The sequence below is a fragment of the Neorhizobium sp. DAR64862/K0K3 genome (genome assembly GCF_050500185.1).
Classification (GTDB): Bacteria; Pseudomonadota; Alphaproteobacteria; order Rhizobiales; family Rhizobiaceae; genus Neorhizobium; species Neorhizobium soli.
Genome location: NZ_CP191449.1, coordinates 2,909,887 through 2,928,857, shown reverse-complemented (window position 1 = coordinate 2,928,857; position 18,971 = coordinate 2,909,887). Strand labels below are relative to the sequence as shown.

20 protein-coding genes are annotated in these 18,971 nt (G+C 60.4%); 7 read left to right on the top strand and 13 right to left on the bottom strand.

Annotation, left to right across the window (positions count from 1 at the left end; all coding sequences use genetic code 11):
• Positions 1–126: 126 nt before the first annotated feature.
• On the bottom strand, positions 127–2,688 hold the full coding sequence (locus tag ACQY1L_RS14250) for a PBP1A family penicillin-binding protein (RefSeq protein ID WP_430261874.1): 2,562 nt from the start codon (positions 2,686–2,688) through the stop codon (positions 127–129).
• Positions 2,689–2,928: 240 nt separating this feature from the next.
• On the opposite strand from ACQY1L_RS14250, the gene ACQY1L_RS14245 reads away from it, so the two are divergent.
• From ACQY1L_RS14245 to ACQY1L_RS14225, 5 genes are all read left to right on the top strand, one after another.
• On the top strand, positions 2,929–3,132 hold the full coding sequence (locus tag ACQY1L_RS14245; RefSeq protein ID WP_062454178.1) for a hypothetical protein: 204 nt from the start codon (positions 2,929–2,931) through the stop codon (positions 3,130–3,132).
• Between the two features lie 111 nt (positions 3,133–3,243).
• Positions 3,244–3,486 carry a hypothetical protein gene (locus tag ACQY1L_RS14240; RefSeq protein ID WP_174195417.1) on the top strand — a complete coding sequence of 81 codons (243 nt, stop codon included), beginning with the start codon at positions 3,244–3,246 and terminating at the stop codon, positions 3,484–3,486.
• 104 nt (positions 3,487–3,590) lie between these two features.
• The gene (locus ACQY1L_RS14235; protein ID WP_062454176.1) at positions 3,591–3,788 is read left to right on the top strand and encodes a hypothetical protein; all 198 of its coding nucleotides are present in this window, start codon (positions 3,591–3,593) and stop codon (positions 3,786–3,788) included.
• A 277-nt stretch (positions 3,789–4,065) separates the two neighbouring features.
• Positions 4,066–4,278 carry a hypothetical protein gene (locus tag ACQY1L_RS14230; protein WP_062454175.1) on the top strand — a complete coding sequence of 71 codons (213 nt, stop codon included), beginning with the start codon at positions 4,066–4,068 and terminating at the stop codon, positions 4,276–4,278.
• 95 nt (positions 4,279–4,373) lie between these two features.
• Entirely contained in the window at positions 4,374–4,748 is a 375-nt protein-coding gene (locus tag ACQY1L_RS14225) for a hypothetical protein (protein WP_139283901.1), read from the top strand.
• A 15-nt stretch (positions 4,749–4,763) separates the two neighbouring features.
• On the opposite strand, the gene ACQY1L_RS14220 is transcribed toward ACQY1L_RS14225, so the two are convergent.
• Positions 4,764–5,243, bottom strand: coding sequence for a YbaK/EbsC family protein (locus ACQY1L_RS14220; protein ID WP_430241362.1), 480 nt, complete (start codon positions 5,241–5,243; stop codon positions 4,764–4,766).
• Positions 5,244–5,793: 550 nt separating this feature from the next.
• On the opposite strand from ACQY1L_RS14220, the gene ACQY1L_RS14215 reads away from it, so the two are divergent.
• Positions 5,794–6,003 (top strand): cold-shock protein, encoded by a 210-nt coding sequence (locus ACQY1L_RS14215; protein ID WP_062454173.1) that lies wholly within the window; start codon positions 5,794–5,796, stop codon positions 6,001–6,003.
• Between the two features lie 303 nt (positions 6,004–6,306).
• Here the strand turns inward: ACQY1L_RS14215 and ACQY1L_RS14210 are convergent, their stop codons facing one another.
• The 3 genes from ACQY1L_RS14210 to ACQY1L_RS14200 form a co-directional block, all read right to left on the bottom strand.
• On the bottom strand, positions 6,307–7,695 hold the full coding sequence (locus tag ACQY1L_RS14210) for a dipeptidase (protein WP_062454172.1): 1,389 nt from the start codon (positions 7,693–7,695) through the stop codon (positions 6,307–6,309).
• 174 nt (positions 7,696–7,869) lie between these two features.
• On the bottom strand, positions 7,870–8,301 hold the full coding sequence (locus ACQY1L_RS14205) for a MarR family winged helix-turn-helix transcriptional regulator (RefSeq protein ID WP_062454171.1): 432 nt from the start codon (positions 8,299–8,301) through the stop codon (positions 7,870–7,872).
• 248 nt (positions 8,302–8,549) lie between these two features.
• A complete protein-coding gene (locus ACQY1L_RS14200; protein ID WP_430244053.1) occupies positions 8,550–8,762 on the bottom strand; it encodes a hypothetical protein in 213 nt (70 codons plus the stop codon).
• Between ACQY1L_RS14200 and polA the strand changes: the two genes are divergently transcribed.
• A complete protein-coding gene (polA, locus tag ACQY1L_RS14195) occupies positions 8,700–11,690 on the top strand; it encodes a DNA polymerase I (RefSeq protein WP_430241359.1) in 2,991 nt (996 codons plus the stop codon). The genes ACQY1L_RS14200 and polA overlap by 63 nt on opposite strands.
• A 10-nt stretch (positions 11,691–11,700) precedes the next feature.
• On the opposite strand, the gene ACQY1L_RS14190 is transcribed toward polA, so the two are convergent.
• The 8 genes from ACQY1L_RS14190 to phnC all read right to left on the bottom strand — a co-directional run bounded on the left by ACQY1L_RS14190 (position 11,701) and on the right by phnC (position 18,920).
• Positions 11,701–11,925 carry a hypothetical protein gene (locus ACQY1L_RS14190; protein WP_062454169.1) on the bottom strand — a complete coding sequence of 75 codons (225 nt, stop codon included), beginning with the start codon at positions 11,923–11,925 and terminating at the stop codon, positions 11,701–11,703.
• 158 nt (positions 11,926–12,083) lie between these two features.
• On the bottom strand, positions 12,084–12,677 hold the full coding sequence (phnN, locus tag ACQY1L_RS14185; RefSeq protein WP_430241357.1) for a phosphonate metabolism protein/1,5-bisphosphokinase (PRPP-forming) PhnN: 594 nt from the start codon (positions 12,675–12,677) through the stop codon (positions 12,084–12,086).
• On the bottom strand, positions 12,677–13,816 hold the full coding sequence (locus ACQY1L_RS14180; RefSeq protein ID WP_430241355.1) for an alpha-D-ribose 1-methylphosphonate 5-triphosphate diphosphatase: 1,140 nt from the start codon (positions 13,814–13,816) through the stop codon (positions 12,677–12,679). The genes phnN and ACQY1L_RS14180 overlap by 1 nt, the downstream gene beginning before the upstream one ends.
• Positions 13,813–14,526, bottom strand: coding sequence for a DUF1045 domain-containing protein (locus ACQY1L_RS14175; RefSeq protein ID WP_430241353.1), 714 nt, complete (start codon positions 14,524–14,526; stop codon positions 13,813–13,815). Before ACQY1L_RS14175 ends, ACQY1L_RS14180 begins: the two co-directional genes overlap by 4 nt.
• A gap of 116 nt (positions 14,527–14,642) precedes the next feature.
• Positions 14,643–15,995, bottom strand: a complete 1,353-nt coding sequence (gene phnE, locus ACQY1L_RS14170) for a phosphonate ABC transporter, permease protein PhnE (protein WP_430241351.1) — start codon at positions 15,993–15,995, stop codon at positions 14,643–14,645.
• The gene (gene phnE / locus ACQY1L_RS14165; protein ID WP_430243977.1) at positions 15,995–16,915 is read right to left on the bottom strand and encodes a phosphonate ABC transporter, permease protein PhnE; all 921 of its coding nucleotides are present in this window, start codon (positions 16,913–16,915) and stop codon (positions 15,995–15,997) included. The genes phnE (ACQY1L_RS14170) and phnE (ACQY1L_RS14165) overlap by 1 nt, the downstream gene beginning before the upstream one ends.
• A gap of 162 nt (positions 16,916–17,077) precedes the next feature.
• Entirely contained in the window at positions 17,078–17,983 is a 906-nt protein-coding gene (gene phnD / locus ACQY1L_RS14160) for a phosphonate ABC transporter substrate-binding protein (RefSeq protein ID WP_062454164.1), read from the bottom strand.
• A gap of 82 nt (positions 17,984–18,065) precedes the next feature.
• Positions 18,066–18,920, bottom strand: a complete 855-nt coding sequence (phnC, locus tag ACQY1L_RS14155) for a phosphonate ABC transporter ATP-binding protein (RefSeq protein ID WP_430241349.1) — start codon at positions 18,918–18,920, stop codon at positions 18,066–18,068.
• Positions 18,921–18,971: the final 51 nt, after the last annotated feature.

Here is an 18,971-nt window from a genome sequence, read left to right as displayed (position 1 = left end):
GGGAATTTTCGCAGCACCGGCTGCTGTCATGCGGGGTATATAAGGACGGGTTTTTCGGACTGCAAGGCGGGAATTCGCCTGCATTCACGCAAAAAAATGCAATTTTCCTTCTGTCTTTCTAACGGGCTACTGGCCCATGAGGATATCGTACAGCGTCGTGCGACGCGTTTCCTGCGGCTGGTAGACTTGTCCGACGTCCGAAGGCGGCATCGGACGGCCGCCGACATCGCCGGGCGGCACCGGTGCCTGGCTATCGTAAGGGGCACGATATTCGCGGTAATCCCTGTATTCTCCGGGTTGCGCCCGGTTGGCAGAACCGCCTTCGCGATACTGTCGCGGCGGCGGTCTGTTGTCATAAACCGTCCCGGTGTTGCAGACCGCGTTGTCACCATAGGCGCAATCGGGCTGGCCCGGGGGGGCAGGCTGGACTTGCTGGCGCGTCGCGGGCGGAGGCCTGCGTGCCGGCTGTTCGAGAGAGGCTTCTCCACGAGGTGCCGCCTGCTGGACCGGCGCACGCGGAGCTGGCGGAAAATTATCCGGCGCAGGCGCTTCACGCTGATCGCTCGCCCCCGGTATGATGCCGGAAATGATGTCGCCAATCGATGTCGATGGCGATTGTTCCTCCTCGACGGGCGGTGGCAGCTGAAGGCCGCTGTTGAAACCGAACAGTGGCGTCGGGGTATAGCCCTTCATCGCCACCGTCATGTATTCCTTCCAGGCTTTTGCCGGCAGGCCGCCACCCGTCACCTTTTTCATGAAGGCGCCGTCGTCGTTGCCGAACCAGATCCCTGTCGTCATGATACTGGTATAACCGACGAACAGCGCATCGCGGAACGACTGGGTCGTCCCCGACTTGCCGGCAACCTGCCAGCCGTCGAGGCGCGCGGCCCGTCCGGTGCCGTCACGGACCACGCCCGACATCATGCTGTTCATGGCAGCGGCAACCGGCGCGCTGAGAACACGCGGCGGGTTGGTGTAGTCGGCCTCATAGAGAACCTTGCCGTCCGTATCCGCGATCCGCTTCACGATATAAGGCGTCGCCTTGTAGCCGCCGTTCATGAAGGCCGCATAGGATGAGGTGAGTTCCGTCAGCGAGACTTCGGATGTCCCGAGCGCGATCGAGGCGTTCGGCTGGATGTCTGAATCGACGCCGAGCCGATGCGCCATCGACACGACCTTTTCAGGTCCCACCGCCATCACCAGTTGAGCGGCGACGGTGTTGAGCGAATGGGCCATCGCATAGGAAAGCGGAACCGGCCCCTTGTATTCCTTCTCGTAATTCTCCGGCGTCCAGTTGCCGATGCGGACAGGCGCGTCGTTGACAATCGTGTCCGGATTGTAGCCCGCTTCGAGAGCCGAGGCATAGACGAACGGCTTGAACGCCGAGCCTGGCTGGCGCTTGGCCTTGACGGCCCGGTTGAACTGGCTCTGCGCATAATCGCGGCCGCCCACCATTGCGCGGATGGCGCCGGTCGCATCGACGGAAACAAGCGCCGCCTGCGAGGCGTTCAGCTTGCCGCCTTCCTTGGTCAGCACATCTTTCAAAGCCTTTTCGGCGGCTTCCTCAAGACGCAGATCGACGGTGGTCTCGACGACGACATCGACCTTCGGCTCCCCGATCAGACGCTTGACCTCATCGACCACCATGTCTGCGGCGTAGTGCTGGGCGCCGTTCCAGGAGCTCTTGGCGTTGGAAGGCGGCTGCGCCATCGCGGTCTTGAGGTCGCTGTCAGTGATGTAGCCTTCTTCCCGCATCGTGCCGAGAACGACCTGTGCCCGCTCTTCGGCCGCTTTCGGATCTCTGGCAGGCGAAAGCCGCGAGGGCGCCTTCAAGAGACCCGCAAGCGTTGCCGCCTCGCCGAGGTTGACGTCCCGTGCCGACTTGTTGAAGTAGCGACGCGAAGCGGCCTCGACACCATAGGCGTTCGCGCCGAAGTACACCCGGTTGAGGTACATCGCCAGGATCTGGTCCTTGGTGAATTTCGTCTCCAGCCAGAAGGACAAGAGCACTTCCTGGATCTTGCGCTCGAACGTGCGGTCCGGGGATAGGAACAGGTTCTTGGCAAGCTGCTGGGTGATCGTCGAACCGCCCTGGATCGGCTGGCCTGTCAGGTTGTTGACGAAGGCGCGCGCCAGACCCAGCGGATCGACGCCGAAATGGGAATAGAAGCGCCGGTCCTCGATCGACATGACGGCCTGGGGCAGGTAGGGCGACATGTCTTCCAGCGCCAGCGCCTCGCCACCAGTCGTGCCGCGGTTGGCGATGACCGACCCATCGGTCGCGGTGATCTTCATGTTTGGCGGACGGTCTGGAATGGTCCAGCTGCTGGCAGACGGCATCTGCGCGCCGTAGTAGAGAACAAGTCCACCGATGCCGATCGCTGCCCAGATCGACAGGACGACGCACCAGTAAACCAGTCGTTTCAGGGGCGTGAAGAAGCCACCATTGTCGCCACCGCGATTTGACGATGCCTTGCGCGAAGACCTGTCGCGGTCGTTGGACGGGTCGGACTGCTTGCGTGTCTTGCGGGGCGGGAGATCGTCGTACTCGTCATCGGCCTTCTGCGCACGCCGGGTGGAGCGTCCATTGCCAATGATGCGGTCGTCCGCGTCGAGACGGAAGTCATCTTTGTCCTGCGATCCGCCAAAAGACGGTTCGACGCGTTTGTCCGATTTTCTGGCTGCCATGATGAGCCGGCATATCCCCGTTACGCGCATCCTGAATGCGCTGTTCTCACAAATTGTCGCCCGAGTTATCTCGCTGCAGTGTAAATGCGGCGATTTAAGGAGATGTAAAATCCGATCGGACGCTATTTAATATGAGTGCCGCCTAAAAAAGGCTGGATTTCTACGTAAAACAGTTGCTTTCTATATACGGTAATTTGCCTGTCGGATCGGTTTGAGTTCCACCTTGGAGGAGGGGAGTGCATGAACAGGATCGTTGAGGCTGTGGTCATCAATGGCGACCGGCGTGTTCCGGTCGGTCTCGTTAGCGTCAAGCAGGCGCTCGAGATGCCACATAACGGTGTCTTTTCCAGCGGCATGTTTGAATTCAGTCATCCGGCCTATGAGGCTGGAAAGACCGATGTGTTTCTGACGCGAGAGGCGCTGTCGAAGTTGCAGCTCATGTAGAAGCTCGGTGGCCTTGCCCGCAAACCCGCTACGGCGGCGCTGCATGCCCAGTCGCGTCTTGCGGACGGAACTTCATTCCGGCCCGTGGATTGTCTTCAAAAGGAGATGACCATGGCGAGAAAACCACTCAATGTCGGCTTCACCGGTGATATCGACCCTGAAACGGGCGTCGTTGAAAAAGCAAAATCCACAGCCGCGAAGGTGAAGGACGAAGCGGGAATGGTCGCAGCGCATGCTGTGGATCACCCGGCCGCTACTGCATCCGTTGCCGCATCCATCGGCGTGGCGGCATTTCTACTCGGTTATCTGCTAGGCGTTTCGTCCCGGCCCCACGACAGGCGACGCTGGCTTTGACCCGCGATCCGCGTCCAGCGCTAGCCCTGCCCGATGAGCGGACCGGAACAATCATCGGTTATAGCCGTTTCCTCTAGACCTACCCTGAGACAAAGGAGGCATTCATGCCGAATCGTGACCCATTGCCAACTCCCGGCGTCGAGACTCCCCGTGGTCCCGTGGGGACTGGTGGAGTGCCCGACCGCACGCAGGAAAAGCCGCCGCTGACCCCGACGCAGGATCCGGGGGATACGAAAAACCCGCAGGATCCCACATTGGAGCCGGCTCTGATGCCGACGGGAGACCCGGCAGGCGCTGCCTGATTCGTGGTCCGAGAGAAATTGATGATCTACGCCGTCCGGTGACAAGCGCGCCGGGCGGCGTGGCTCGCGATAAGGGTGTGGCTATTGTTAATAACCCCCTAAATTGCACCCGTGCGATCTTGTTATTGCTATTCAATTAGTCAGATCTCACACTGCCGGCTGCATCCACTCGTTTCCTTCGCTGAGGTTTGGAGGCTGCAAGCGGATAAGTCTTTTAGCCTGATCGCGGCTCCCAGGGGTATGGGGAGGAGCCTCGCCATCCGCACGTGAGGGGCAAATGCCAAGTCAGCTTATCCGCAAGCCGGTCAGTTCCGGCCAGCTCAACCTATTGCAGCAAGTCTTCGACGAGACCTGCTCCGAGCACCACATCGATAAAAGCAGTCCAGATGCAGAAGCACTGGCGCTCATTCTCGTCAACTCGCTTCAAAAGGGCGCCGACGAAAAAGAGAAACTGGCTGCATTGGCGGAAACTCTCGCCAAGGCGCGGTAGATTCCCGGTCGAACAGACATTCGGGCCATTCAAGGAACATATCCTGTCTTCGAAAGTTGACCGTGCTCTCGATCAACAACAGACAGGAGGCCAAAATGGCAGAATCCGTGAAGAGCCTGAAGCCAACCGAATCCCAGTCGCCATCCTTCGATCATGTGCCGAGCGAAAATTCGGCATTCAATTCCGAGATCGCCAGCCTCAAGTCCGAGATCGCCAATTTACGTGATCTGTTGGCAGAAAAAGGCAGCGTTGCTTATGACCGCGTCGCAAGCCGTGCGTCCGATGCCGCAAGCTACGTTTCGGAAGAAGCAAATTCCGTGGCCGCCACTGTCCGCGAGCATCCTGCAGCAACCACGACCCTGATCACCCTGATTGGCGGTATCGGCTTTGCGATCGGCTATCTCGTCGCCAACGCGTCCGTCGACAGCAAGCAGGCCTGGTATCAGCGTTACATCAACGACCGCTTCTAAGAATACCTTATCCGTCTAGCCGGCCGAACTATCCGTTCGGCTGGCGCAGTCGATCCAGATGGCCTTGGTGAGTTCTGCAAGTCGGTCCGGGTCTATCCTGATCGCAGCGTTTGTAGCTCCACCCGCGGGCACAACCTCAGGGTAATTCTTCAGCGAAAGGTCGCAATAGACCTGGAGCTCAGTCGCAAGACCAAACGGGCACACCCCTCCGATCGGATGGCCAGTTGCCGCTATGACCTCATCGCCGGACAGCATCCGCGGTTTGGCGCTGAAGACCGACCTGAACTTCTTATTGTCGATGCGACTATTTCCCGACATCACGACCAACAGCATGACGTCGCCCGCTCGCAGGCAGATTGTCTTCGCGATCTGATCAGGATCGACGCCATGCGCGAGTGCTGCAAGCGGAACGGTCGCCGAACTCTGTTCGGTCTCGATGATCTCGATGTCAGGCGCGTGGGTCGCGAAAAAGCTGCGTACGGATTTAAGGCTCATGGGTGCAGCATGACCGAAGCGCATCCAGCGGGCAAGTCTCGCGAGGCATGCAATTCTTGCAATGCTGCGGTGCGAAATTACGTCTGTTTTTTGTGCGTTTCCGCTGTATGTTTAAATCATCGACGGACGCACTCCTCCTCCCAGCGTCCCCGATGGGGCCGGCAACACTCCTCCTCCCAGTTGTTGGCCAGTTTCAGAAGCCCGACGCACCTCCTCCCGCGTCGGGCTTTTCTGTTTTCTGAGGGGTTGGAGCGATGAGATATCTTAAGCGCCTGAAGCTCTCGAAAAGGCCCGCAACTCCAAGAACTTGCGTCGATGTAGCGGATGCAGGGCACCACGATCGCGTCTGGATCGATCGATTTGCGCCCGGTCCTGCAGGCTTGACGCCAAAACGGCCAGACCTTAAATCCTCTGCATCGATATTTGTTTGACAAGCCAGCACGTGGCTAAACTGCCCCGCCTGCGACGATCTTTCTTCAAATACGAAACACAAACGCCCCGGGAAATTCCGAACGGGGCAGTCGGTCATTTGCAAGAGAAAGGCATCGTTATGGCGACTGGTACTGTAAAATGGTTCAACGCAACCAAGGGCTACGGCTTCATCACCCCTGACGACGGTGGCAAGGACGTTTTCGTTCACGTCACCGCAGTCGAGCGCGCAGGCCTCGGCCAGCTGCAGGACGGTCAGAAGATCGGCTTCGAACTGACGACCGACCGCCGTTCCGGCAAGGAATCGGCTGACAGCCTCCGCGCCGTCTAAGATACTCGTTTCATTTATTCATGAAGGCCGGTCATCGACCGGCCTTTTTGCGTTCCGACGATGCGTTTAGAGCAAGGCACAGAGCGCCGTTAACCAAATATTAACCAATTAGCGAGACGATGAACATTAGAGCCAATGTCGTCGACGGCGGCTGTTTCGCATTGCATGCCCATAAGAGTGACCACGGATGTACTGGCACTTGTGATTGGGATCAGAAAGGTCGGGCTAGCCCGACCTTTTTCGTTTCGTATGAGTTGGACGTGCATCGGCAAAGGAGCTGTCTGCTGCGCCCCGCCGGTGCCCTCACTTTGCGAGGGCCGTGATGATCCGGACCCAGGACCTGATCCCCTTGTGGTAGGACTTCAGGTCATACTTCTCGTTCGGCGAGTGGATCCGGTCGTCATTGAGTCCGAAGCCGACCAGCAGACTATCCATTCCGAGCATCTTCTGGAAATCGCCGACGATCGGAATGGAGCCGCCCATGCCGATGATGACGGCTGGATTTGCCCATTCGTCCGAAAGTGCACTCTTGGCCTTGGTCAAGGCCGGTGAGTCGTATGAAAGCTGGATCGCGGGCGAGCCACCATGCGGGTGGAACTCGACGTTGCAGTCCGCCGGGATCTTGGATGTCACATAGGCGCGGAACGCGTCGCGGATCTTGTCCGGGTCCTGCGTTCCCACGAGGCGGAACGAGATCTTTGCCGAAGCCTTGGCCGCAATGACGGTCTTGAAGCCGTCGCCAGTGTAACCGCCCCAGATCCCGTTGACCTCGCAGGTCGGTCGGGCCCAGGTCATTTCCAGAACCGAACGGCCCTTTTCGCCGGCCGGCTCTGAGAGCCCGATTTCGCCGAGGAACTTTTCGGCCGAGCGACCAAGCGTTTCCCAGCTTGCCTTGATGTTTTCAGGCGTTTCCTCGACGCCGTCGTAGAAACCTTCAAGGGTGATGCGGCCCGTGTCGTCGCGAAGGCCGGCGATGATACCGGTGAGAATGTGGATCGGGTTTGCGGCAGCACCGCCGTAAAGACCGGAATGCAGGTCGCGATCGGCAGCGGTGACAGTGATCTCTTCGCCGACCAGGCCGCGAAGGGCGGCAGCGATTGCCGGTGTGTCGGTGTCCCACATGCCCGTATCGCAGACCAGGGCGAAGTCGGCCTTGAGCTCTTCGGCATTGGCTTCGAGGAAAGGCTTCAGCGACGGCGAACCGGATTCTTCCTCGCCCTCAAACAGGATGGTGATGCGGATCGGCAGCGCGCCATGCACGTCCTTGTAGGCGCGGCAGGCTTCGACGAAGGTCAGCAACTGGCCCTTGTCGTCGGATGTCCCGCGTCCGGTCATGATCTTGCGGCCACCCGGGAGCTCCTTCAGCTTCGGATCGAAGGGATCATCTTCCCAGAGCTCGATCGGATCAACCGGCTGCACGTCGTAGTGACCGTAGAACAGAACGTGCGGCGCATCCGGCGTTGCTCCCGCGTGATGACCGACCACCATCGGATGACCGGGGGTGTCGCGCAAGGATGCTTCGAAGCCCAGCGTCGTCAATTCCTGGACAAGCCACTCAGCAGCTTTGCGGCAATCGTCCTTGAAGGCCGGATCAGTCGAGATGGACTTGATGCGCACGAGATCGAACATCCGATCGATGCTGGCGCTGAGGTTCTGATCGGCACGGTCAAGAACGGGGGAAAGTTCGGTCATAACAATATCCTGTGTGTGGATGCTCGGCGCCGCTGTAGACGTGGCTTGCGACGCTCGTTCCGGAAACTAGCAAGCCTTTATGTCACCGTACAATGGAAAAGGCTGATTGGTGCAGGACAACTAGCGGGCAGTAACGTCGACTGCAACCTTGCACTGACAAGTCTCTGGCGCCCCCTAGAGCTTGCGGGCGTTCTCCAAAATCATCCGCATGTATTCGATCATCAGATCACGCTCGAACCGCTTGAACCCGGAAAACAGGGCCGCGTCGGCTTCCGCTGCCGCCTCCACCGCACGGGCCTCCAGGCTGCGGCCAAGCGCCGTCAGGGTAATGATCTTTGCCCGCTTGTCGTCAGGATGGGGGATGCGCTCGATGAGACCGTCGCGCTGCATCCGCGCGAGCGTATTGGCGACCGTCGCCTGCTCCACCTCGAGCTTGTCCAGGAGTTGCTTCTGGGTAAGGCCATCCTGCTGCCAGAGTTCCAGGAGAACGGGAAACTGGCCCGGGGAAAAGCCGAGGCTGCTTGAGCGCTGTTGCAGGGATCGCGCAAAACCCTTCGCAAGCTGGTTGGCGAGATAGGTTGCGGAATGAGAGCGATCGAATGCCATGGCTTCGGTATCTTGCTTCCCGGTTGAAAGTCCAAACAGACCTTGCCCGGAAGGATATATCGCACGCCGTGCTTTCGCCAACCCTGCAACGCTTCGCTAGATGCTGTGAGCCGCAAACAAAAACCGCCACGACCGGGAGGGGAGCGGTCGTGGCGGCATGATAGAAGAACAAAGGCCCGGAGAGGGGGGTGAGCCTTTGTCCGGTCTGACGCGGCAGGGGGCAAGCCGGGTGCCAGACTGCGGCGTGATCAATCGCCGGTAAGCTTGAAATGTGCGGCGGAATGCGGCTTTTCAAGGGATTGGTCTATTACAAATCGGTAACGTTGCGGTGAGCGTTCGGTGGCGCTGTCGGCGAACTTTTCGTGGACGCCGAAGATGCCTCGGGGTATTCCATCCCCATGAAAAAAGGCGATCATCTCTTCCTCATCGACGGCTCCGGTTTCATCTTCCGGGCGTTCCATGCATTGCCCCCGCTGACCCGCAAATCAGACGGGCTGCCGGTCGGCGCCGTGTCGGGGTTCTGCAACATGTTGTGGAAGCTTCTGACCGATGCGCGCGATACGTCTGTCGGCGTCACGCCGACGCATTTCGCCGTCATTTTCGACTATTCCTCGAAGACCTTCCGCAAGGAGATCTACGATGCGTACAAGGCCAACCGGTCCGCGCCGCCGGAAGAGCTCGTTCCGCAGTTCGGTCTGATCCGCCAGGCGACCCGCGCCTTCAACCTGCCCTGCATCGAGACGGAGGGGTTCGAGGCGGATGACATCATTGCCACCTATGCCCGCCAGGCCGAAGCGACCGGCGCCGACGTCACCATCGTGTCCTCCGACAAGGATCTGATGCAGCTGGTGACGCCGATGGTCCACATGTACGACAGCATGAAGGACAAGCAGATCAGCGTGCCCGACGTCGTCGAAAAGTGGGGGGTAGCGCCTGAAAAGATGATCGATCTCCAGGCTCTGGTCGGCGATTCGGTCGACAACGTGCCGGGTATTCCGGGCATCGGGCCGAAGACGGCAGCGCAGCTTTTGGAAGAGTTCGGCGATCTCGAAACTCTTCTTTCCCGCGCCGGAGAGATCAAGCAGGTCAAGCGCCGCGAAAGCATCATCGCCTTTGCCGAGCAGGCGCGCTTGTCGAGGCGACTGGTGGAGCTGCGCACCGATGTTCCCCTGGAGCTCGAACTCGATGCGCTGGTTCTCGAACCCCAGAACGGACCAAAGCTGATCGGCTTCCTCAAGGCCATGAACTTTGGAACGTTGACGCGAAGGGTTGCCACAGCCTGCGACTGCAACGCCGATGAGATAGAAGCGGCGGATGTCGAGGTCGAATGGGGCGGTGCCGCCCGTGGTCCAGACCTCGATGCGGGCGAGGCGGCGAAGGCCGGCACGGGAGAGACCACAGCTCCGGCGCCCGCCGAGCGAGCGGTTTCGACCCCTACAAAGGTAACCGGCGAAGCGACGCCAGTCTCCTTTGCCGAAGCTCGTATCGCTGCATTCGGGCAGGCGAAGCTCGATATGGAGAACTACGTGACGATCCGCGATGTGGAAGTGCTGGATGACTGGATCCGGGCGGCGCGCGAGACCGGTTTCGTCGCCTTCGACACGGAGACGAACTCGCTCGACCCGATGCAGGCCGAACTGGTCGGCTTCTCGCTGGCGATCGCCGACAATACCGACAGCCCGTCCGGTCTCGAAGTCCGCGCCGCCTATGTCCCGCTTACCCACAAGACCGGTGTCGGCGATCTCCTAGGCGGCGGTCTGGCCGAAAACCAGATGGCCAGCCGCGAAGCGCTGGATCGCCTGAAGCCGCTGCTGGAAGATCCGACCGTCCTCAAGGTCGCGCAGAACCTCAAGTTCGATTACCTCGTCATGAAGCGGCACGGCATAACCGTCCAGGCCCATGACGATACGATGCTGATGTCCTACGTGCTGGAGGCCGGAAAGGCCAACCACGGCATGGACGCATTGTCCGAACGCTGGCTCAATCATAAGCCGATCGCTTTCAAGGATGTTGCCGGTTCCGGCAAGAGCGGGGTGACGTTCGATTACGTCGATATCGAGAAGGCGACTGCCTATGCGGCCGAGGACGCGGATGTCACGCTGCGTCTCTGGATGGTGTTGAAGCCGCAGCTCGCCGCAGCGGGCCTGACGCGCGTCTACGAACGGCTCGAACGACCGCTGGTCTCTGTTCTCGCCGATATGGAAGAACGCGGCATCACGATCGATCGGCAAATCCTGTCGCGCCTTTCCGGCGAGCTTGCGCAGAAGGCGGCGGCCTTCGAAGACGAGATCTATGCGCTCGCCGGCGAGAAATTCACCATCGGCTCTCCCAAGCAGCTCGGCGATATCCTGTTCGGCAAGATGGGCCTGCCCGGCGGCGCCAAGACCAAGACCGGCCAGTGGTCAACCTCGGCAAGCGTGCTGGAGGATCTGGCGGCAACCGGTCATGATCTGCCCCGCAAGATCGTCGACTGGCGCCAGCTGACAAAGCTGAAATCCACCTACACGGATGCGCTTCCAGGCTACGTCCATCCGCAGACCAAGCGCGTCCACACGTCCTATTCGCTGGCATCGACCACGACCGGGCGTCTTTCCTCGTCGGAACCCAATCTTCAGAACATCCCGGTCCGCAATGCCGAAGGCCGCAAGATCCGCACCGCATTCATCGCGACCCCCGGCCACAAGCTTCTCTCCGCGGATTACAGCCAGATCGAGCTGCGCGTCCTCGCCCACGTCGCCGACATTCCGCAGCTGCGTCAGGCCTTCGCGGATGGCATCGACATTCACTCGATGACCGCATCGGAAATGTTCGGCGTTCCCGTCGAGGGCATGTCGAGTGAGGTCCGTCGCCGCGCGAAGGCGATCAACTTCGGCATCATCTACGGAATTTCCGCTTTTGGTCTTGCCAACCAGCTGTCTATCGATCGCTCGGAAGCAGGCGATTACATCAAGCGGTATTTCGAGCGCTTTCCCGGTATCAAGGACTACATGGAGCAGACGAAGGCCTTTGCCCGTGAGCATGGCTATGTGGAAACGATCTTCGGCCGTCGCTCCCATTATCCCGATATCAAGTCGTCCAACCCATCGATGCGCGCCTTCAATGAACGCGCTGCCATCAACGCCCCGATCCAGGGGTCGGCCGCTGATGTCATCCGCCGTGCGATGATCGGGATGGAGCCTGCCCTGAAGAAGGCCGGTCTCGACGAAAAGGTCCGCATGCTGCTGCAGGTGCATGACGAACTGATCTTCGAAGTCGAGGATGCGGCGATCGAAGAAGCGATCCCGCTGATCGTATCGACTATGGAAGAGGCGACAATGCCGGCTGTCTCGATGCGGGTGCCGCTGAAGGTGGACGCGCGCGCCGCCGCGAACTGGGACGAGGCGCACTGATCTGGCTTGATCAGCCGTTGGGGTAAAGGGACAGAAGAGCTGTCGATAGCAGCTCGTCGGCGTATCGGTGCGCCGACTGGCTGCCTTCATCCGTCATGCCCAGTTCACGACAGCGGTGGTGGACGGTGTCGAGGATCAGGCTGGCAATGCCCTTGGCATGATCAACATTCGCGTTTTCGGAGGTATCCAACGCCATGGCGAGCGAGGTGATGGACACGATCTCGAGCACGGTCATCCGGGCTTCCAGATTGAGCCTTGCAGTTCCCGCAGCCTCCCCGTCGTCTAAGTCATCAAGCCTTCGCGTTTGGTCCATGCTGCGCCTCTTATGTTAGAAAGTCCACATAGAGGCAAAATCGGGACTGTAAAGTGCCCGTCGTGAAGATAGTCGCAAAATCACACGCGCCGGAAAAGACGTCGTTCCAGCGTGTCGATCAGTGTCTGGGCGGCTTCGCTCAGGGACCCGCTGTTGTCGATCGTTACGACCGAATAGTCGCCATCGACAGTGAGGGAGCCGCGCTCGAGACGCTGCAGGATGTCCTCGCGGCACTCCCGTCCCCGCGCTTCGAGCCGCGCGGCCAGCACGTCGCGCGAGGCAATGACGTTGATGACCAGCATGGCCGGATACGCTGAGTGGAAGTGTGCAAGCGCCGAACGGGAGCCATTGGCGATGACCAGACGGCCATCTTCGACAGCATCGAGCGTATCCTTGGGAATGCCATAGGATAGCCCATGCGCATTCCAGGACACGGCAAAGCGTCCGGCTTTTTCCATCGCAGCGAACTCGTCCTCCGAGACGCCGTCGTGGTCCTCGCCGCCGGAAGCCGGGTCCCGGGTGATTGTGCGGCGGGCAAACACCACGTCGTCACGATCCGCAAAATGCCGCGCAGCCTCCGCCATCAGCGTGTCCTTGCCTGCACCGCTCGGTCCAACCACGACGACGATCACGCCGCTTTTGCCACTGTCGCTATCTGTCGGGCAGCCGTCCATCAGGCGACCCGCCGACCTTCGCGCCAGACGGCGCGCGCCACCGGCACACCCTCCGGACGATGGACCCGGACCAGATCGGCGCGCAGGCCGGTGGCGATCCGGCCGCGATCGTCGAGCCCGACGGTGCGGGCAGGCGTCGCACTCACCATGGCAATGGCCTTCGGAAGCGAAATGCTGTCGACGTCATCGGCCAGAATGAACGGCGCATAGAGCAGGCTGAGCGGCACGTAATCGGAGGAAAGCACGTCCAGCACGTCTTTCTCAGCCAGATCGCGGGCGGCAATATTGCCGGAATGCGACTTGCCGCGCACGATATTGGGGGCGCCCATCAAAACGCTCATACCGGCCTGATGCGAGGCCTTGGCGGCATCGAGACTGGTCGGGAATTCGGCGAGCTTCACACCGTTGCCGATCGCCTCGTCCACATGCGCAAGCGTCGCATCGTCATGGCTGGCAACCGTAATGCCGTTATCGGCGCAGACCTTCGCGATAGCGATGCGATGCGGCGTCGAATTGCGCTCGGACTCCTCGACGCGCTTGTCGATGAAGATCTTGAAGGCTTCGTCGGAAAGCCCGCGCTTCTTCTGGTAGTAGAAGATGTACTGGTCCATCGTCTGGAACTGGCGCTGGCCAGGGGCGTGATCCATCAGCGAAACGAGCCTGACAAAAGGGTCGTTGGCAAAATCGGCGAAGTGATCGAGCACATTGTCGGCCGAAACTTCGCAGCGAAGGTGGATAAGATGCTCGGACCGCAGGCGGCCCTGGCGCTCTGCCGCCTGGATGGCGTCTGCCATCGCCCGCATCTCGCCCTGCTCAAAGCCGCCGTCTTCGTCGGATCCCATCCGCAGGCAATCGAACACGGTGGTGATGCCGGAAGAAGCGATCTGAGCGTCATGCGCCTGGATCGCTGCCGTCGCATTCCAGCGCACGCCCGGACGTGGCGAATAGTGCTGTTCCAGATGGTCGGTATGCAGCTCGACAAGCCCGGGGATCAGGTAATCGCCCTCGAAGTCCTCGCCAGCCTGTGCCGTGCCACTGGAGATGTCTGCAATCTTGCCGTCCCGGATCTGGATGGAGCCGGTCACGATGCTGTCCTCCAGCACTATACGGGCATTTGTGAATACGGTCTCGACGGTCATGGGGTCGTCTTTCTGATGTCGGAGGCCGGCGCCAGGGGCAGCCAGCGGTGAACTTTGAAATCTGCGCCCCGCTCAGGCTCTATGAAGAGCGCAATTCCGTTGATGGAGAGCGGTGCATTGGTAAAATCTGTAAATCTGGTTTCAAGCGCCTTGCGCATGGACGGCGCCTGTTCGGGCGGAACCTGTCCGGTCAGCGTCATGTGAAAGCGGAACTCGTCCATGACGTATGGGTAGCCCCAGGCCAACAGGTTATCGCGGTGTTCGGGTGACAGGGTCTCCGGCTTGCGCCGGGCAATATCGGCATCGGAAAGCGGCGCCCGGAATGGCTCGAACTCTTCGACCACGCGGGCGGCAAAGGCCTGGAGTTCCGGATAGACCTGGTCCGGCACCAGCGCAAAGAAACGGCCGAACTGGCCGATGATGGCATTCGGAATGTCGAAAGCCGGTGTCACCGCCGCAAACGCCTCGAACGCCTCGATCAGTTCGGCCTCGCTGCGTCCTTCGGCAAGCTCGAACGGTGCCTTCAGCGTCGCATGAAAGGCGTAGCGCCGCGGATCGGCCGTCAGCGCGTGCACATCCTCTTCGGAAATGCCCTCGACGACCGCTGTCTCGAAGCGCTCATCGTTGAAGGCATCGCGGCCGAGCCAACGGGAGGCGGTCTTCGTCAGCGGATGATCCGCTGCGGGCGAAAAGTAGAGAGCATATCGCAAGGCATGGTTCCGGAATCAGGAAAGGAAGCGACGTCCCGAGACTAACCATCTGTCGCGCCTCGAGACAGCCTTCGGCTAAAAGATTTCCGTGACAGAATGATGATGCGGCAAACCTTTTAGTGTGTCGGACCGCCAATCAACCGCGACCGGATCGCGTTGGACACATTGTCGAACAGGAAGACCACCATCAGGATCAAGAGAACCATGTAGGCAACCTTGTCCCAGTCCGCATTGGTGCCCATCGCTTCAAGCAGCTTGAGACCGATGCCGCCCGCACCGACGGCGCCGATAACAGTCGCCGAACGGGTGTTCGATTCCCAGAAATACAGCGACTGGGATATGAACACCGGCAGCACCTGCGGCACGACGCCGAAGCGGTTGACGATGACGGAGGGCGCACCCACCGATTTCACACCCTCACGCTGCTTGTCGTCGACATTCTCGACCGCTTCCGAATAGACCTTGCCGAGCGCACCGGCATCCGTGAAGAAGATCGCCGCGATGCCGGGGATAGGTCCGGGGCCGAAGGAGCGGGTGAAGAACAACGCCCAGATCAGCATGTCGACGGAGCGCAGGAAGTCGAACAACCGCTTCATGCCCCAGTTGGCGGCCCGGTTGCGGGTAATGTTGCGCGCCGCGATGAAGGCGAGCGGGAAGGCGAACAGCGTCCCGAGCAGCGTGCCGACAAAGGCCATGACCAGCGTCTGAAGCAGTTTCGACAGAATGTCCGCATGCTGCCAGACATTATTGCCAAGGAAGTCGTCGCGCATGTGGCCGATGTTCGAGCGTTCCGGATCCAGCCGCTCGCCGATCGTTGCAAGGTGTGCAAGCTCGCCCCAGCTCTTGCCCCAGAATGCCGACTTGGTGTCGAACAGGAAGTTTGCCCAACCAAGGAAGCGACGCTGCACATAGACTTGTGCCGGGCGGATTTCCGCCTGACCCGCAAAGCCGTAATCGACCAGCACCTTGGCTCCGTCTTGGCGGAGTGCCGAGGGCGCGTCGGCCGGCGCCGTCGCTGCGTTGCTGTCGATCATGACCGGATAGACCGTGCCGTTCAGATAGACATCGACCCGGCCCGGCGTCACATCCAGACGGTCCGCATCACTGCCATAGGTCACGCGGTAACCGCCGCCTTCGGTCGGCTTCAGCCAGGAAATGTCGGAGCCTTCGGCATACTGCCCGCGGCTCGACCACTGCGGCTTGACGGTGCCGTCGTCCTGAAACCGCAGGCGCGGCTGGGCGCGCCAGGAATACCAGTCCTGGAGATAGAGCGATGCTCGGTCCCACTGGCCGTTCCTGAAGGCGGGACCGACATTGAAGGCGAAAAAGCAGGCAACCAGATAGGCAAGGATCAGTCCGGCGCCGATCACCAGTCCGTAGCGCTGCAGGAAGGACCGTTGAAACACCTGCGGATAGGTTTCGCGCAGGCGCTCTCTGTCGGATGCATTGATGGCGGGTACTGAAGGCATCAGGCTGCTCCCCTGCCAAGTTCAAAGGACTGCTGACCGATCAGCCGGCGGCGAAGCCAGGACGAGAACTGGTCGATGGCAATGACGCTGACCAGCAGCAGAATGATGATGGCATAGGTCTTGGCCGCGTGATCGCGGCCGATCGCCAGCCGGAACACCTCGCCGATACCGCCGCCACCGACCGCACCGATAATGGTCGAGGCGCGCACGTTTACCTCGGCGCGCAGCAGCGTGTAGGAGACGAAATTCGGCAGCACCTGCGGAACGATCGCGAAGCGCACCCGCTCGACCCAGGACGCACCGGCGGCCCGCAAACCTTCATCCGGCTTCATGTCGGAATTCTCGACCACCTCGAAGAACAGCTTTCCGAGCGCGCCGATGGTGTGGACGGTAATCGCGATGATCGCCGCAATCGGCCCGATCGAAAGGATCGCCGTCAGAAGTCCGGCAATAACGATTTCCGGAAAGGCCCGCAGGATTTCCATGATGCGGCGAACGACGAAACGCACAGGCCCGGCGCCGACAAGATTGGTGGAGGCGAAGAAGCAGAGCACAAAGGCGATGGCGGAACCGATGATCGTCGAAACCAGCGCGATATTGATGGTGATGATCAGCTGGTAGAAGAAATTCGGAATGTAGAACGTGTCGGTAATATAGTGGCGATCGGCCGTGTAATCGTATTTCAGCGAGCCGTCGGCGTAGGGGGAGGGAAGGTCGAACATCGCCCGGATGATTTCCATCGGGCTGTCAGGCACGAAGCTGCGAATGAAATCGAACATATAGGGCAGGCGTTCGAAGAACTTGCCCGCATTGGCGTCATTGGCGAATTTCAGCGAGGCGAACAGCACGACCAGAAACACGCCAATCGTGATCGCGGTATAGACGCGGCGGGTTCTCAGCTGCTGCCGGTAATGCTGCATCATCAGCGATGCCGCCGGGCCTAGTCTGCTAGCGGTATCGCCGCCGAGATTTCCGCCGAGATTTCCGGATGTCTGTTTGCTGATCGTCGCCATGCCCGTGTCTCTCGTTGCAGAACGGCGGCACCTTCTGCAGATGCCGCCGCCAGGTCTTTTGAAGGGTGATCAGCCGCCGATAACGGACTTACGGGCGTCGACGATCGTCTGGTAGAAGGCCGGATTAACTTCGATGTAATCCTTGTTCTTGCCCTGGGTGAAGGACTGGAAGCAGGCGAGGTTCTTCTTCGGCAGTTCCATGAAGAACGCCTTGACCTTGGCCTTCATGTCGGCCGGAACCTTGTTGGAAACCATCAGCGGACCGTTCGGGATCAGCGGCGACTTCCAGACCTGGACGATATCGTCCATGTCGAGGTTACCCTTGGCGACCATCTGGTGCAGGTTGCCGCCGCTATAACCTTCTTCCCACTTGCCAACGCCCGAACCGAATGTCGTGCCGGCATCGAACTTCTTGTCGAGGACTGCGAGAACCAGGTTCTCGTGGCCGCCGCCGAAGCCGGTTTCGGAGAAATACTGCTTGACCGGCATGCCGATTTCCTTCGGCAGCGCGACGTTCGGGACGAGATAGCCCGAGGTCGAATCTGGATCGGCGAAGCCGATCTTCTTGCCCTTCAGGTCGGCCAGCGTCTTGATGCCGCTGTCCTTGCGGGCAACCATGATCGAGTAGTAACCGCTCGAGCCGTCCGAACCCGTGTAGGTCAGGATCGGGTCGACAGCCTTGTCGTCCTTGAGCGCGATGGCGGCATAGGAAGCCGCACCCATCGAAGCAATGTCGATCGTGCCGCCGAGCAGGCCCTGGATAACGCCGTTATAGTTCGGCGACGGGAACAGCTTCACTTCGGATACGCCGGTCGCAGCCTTCAGGCCATCGGCAACGCACTGGGTGTTGCGGATCTGGTCGGCTTCGTTTTCCGAGCCGTCGAGACCGATGCGCAGAACCTTGACGTCCTGGGCAAGGGCGGAACCGGCGAGCAGGCTGAGCGTCGCGGCAGCAAGCATAGTTTTTCTGAACATGGTGATCTCCTGTTTCCGGATCATCCGGAGTTGGGTCGTGAAGCAACGCGCCCTTAACGTGGGCAGACGATCTGGATGCGGCTCAGGCCCTGGCGCTTGCCAGGCTGCCTATTCCGGCCGATTGCTTGGCCGCAGCTGCAGGGGCCGCGGGATTGTTGATGCTGGTCGAGGTCATCGTCTCGTCGATGCCGGCACCGTCGCGGTCCGATCCGTAGATCTCGCTGACGGCCTGCGCGTTCAGCTGCGACGGCGTGCCGTCGAAGACGACGCGGCCGCCGGCCATCCCGATGATCCGCTCGCAATAGGCGCGCGCCGTATCGAGCGTGTGCAGGTTGGTGATGACGGTAATGCCCTCGCGCTCGTTGATGTCGCGCAGCGCGTCCATCACGATCTTGGCGTTGAGCGGGTCGAGCGATGCGATTGGCTCATCGGCCAGAAGCATTTTTGGGGCCTGCATCAGGGCGCGGGCAATGGCCACGCGCTGCTGCTGGCCACCGGAAAGCGTGCCGGCGCGCTGCATGGCAGTCTGCTCGATACCGAGACGCTCAAGCGCTGCGATCGCAGCCATCCGCTCGTCGTCGGAGAAGATGTTGAGAAGGCTCTTGATCGTGGATCGGTGGTTCAAGCGGCCGAGCATCACGTTGGTCATCACGTCGAGACGCGGCACGAGATTGAACTGCTGGAAGATCATCGCGCAATCGCGCTGCCAGTTGCGCAGCCCGGCGCCCTTGAGATCGGAAACCTCGAGATCGCCAAACCGGATGGAACCGGAGCTCGGCTCCTGCAGGCGGTTGATCATGCGCAGAAGCGTCGATTTGCCGGCGCCGGAGCGACCGATGACGCCGACCATCTGACCTTGAGGTATCTCCACGCTGACGGCGTTGACTGCGATATGATCGCCGAAACGTCGGGTGACATTCCTCAATTCAAACTTCATGTTTTTCAATCCGTCCCATTGCCTGGTGAGGATCGGATTAGACTTGGTTGA